This window comes from Vibrio minamisatsumaniensis (assembly GCF_050337445.1).
GTDB lineage: Bacteria > Pseudomonadota > Gammaproteobacteria > Enterobacterales > Vibrionaceae > Vibrio > Vibrio artabrorum.
The window spans coordinates 1-955 of the sequence record NZ_JAKJSY010000179.1 but is presented as its reverse complement, the minus strand read 5'-3'; the positions used below and the strand labels follow the sequence as shown (position 1 = coordinate 955).

1 protein-coding gene and 1 pseudogene are annotated in these 955 nt (G+C 42.1%); one reads left to right on the top strand and one right to left on the bottom strand.

The genetic code is table 11. The features are described from left to right. Positions 1-388, bottom strand: a pseudogene (locus L4B77_RS20100) (hypothetical protein); the annotation flags it as partial. Positions 389-727: 339 nt separating this feature from the next. Here L4B77_RS20100 and L4B77_RS20095 point away from each other — a divergent pair. Continuing rightward, positions 728-955: transposase (locus L4B77_RS20095; RefSeq protein ID WP_429751821.1), on the top strand; the 228-nt coding region annotated here is incomplete at its 3' end.

The following is a 955-nucleotide window of genomic DNA, read 5'->3' as shown; positions in this document are numbered from 1 at the left end:
CCCAATAATGTGCACCACCACACGCTTCAACGCCTATACGCATGAGTGGCATATTTGCTATTGTAGTCAGTAGTTTAGAGCGAGTTACCGACTTATGAAGTATGACCTTACCATTTTTGTCTACGGCATGAAGACTGAAGTGGTTTTTAGCTAGGTCGATACCGCAGAAATAAGAAAAATCAGACATGGTGCCTTCGGTGCAATTAAGTACCACATAAGTGTGGCAGATCCTCGGAAGGGGGGAATCCATGTCATTCGTTAGGTTTACGAAGAGAAAAGCATAATTTTTGGGAAGAAGATTCGGGGATTTCTCTAGCCATCCGTTTACAGATGTCAGCAAGTCAGCTTGGTCTGTCCCAATCATCACGTTTCTTTCGCTTTTTCTCATGCCAATGTTCGTGGGTTGCTTCATTGGAAAATGGCGTAGGTTGGCTGAATGTTTCACTGGTGCAAAGGTGCTTTGATTTTATCAATCAAATCAGCAGAATACTTGTTTTAAGCTCATCACATTTGGCTGCCAAATTAAGTAAAAGATTTGGGTTTCGTTTATCGTAATGCGTTAAATTAGTGGTTCTTTGCCAAGTTAATGAATACGAAATAGTAACACCTAACAAAAAATTCAAGCCTGACTACCAACGCGCGGCTGAATCTGCTCTAAAATGGTTTGATCCGCACCAGAAGTTTTGGACACCGAGTTAAGTGAGTACAATCACTAACGAGGTGAACAATGACAACTAAGAAAACACGAATCAAACATGCTCCTGAATTTAAAGCCGAAGCGCTTAAGTTAGCAGAGAAAGTCGGTGTCTCTGCTGCCGCACGACAGCTTTCGCTATATGAATCTCAAATTTATGGGTGGCGTAAAGCCGTCAAAAAAGATGCGAAAATCAGCGATAGAGAAAGGGAGCTCGCCACTGAAAATGCCAAACTCAAACGATTATTGGCAGAGCAAGCT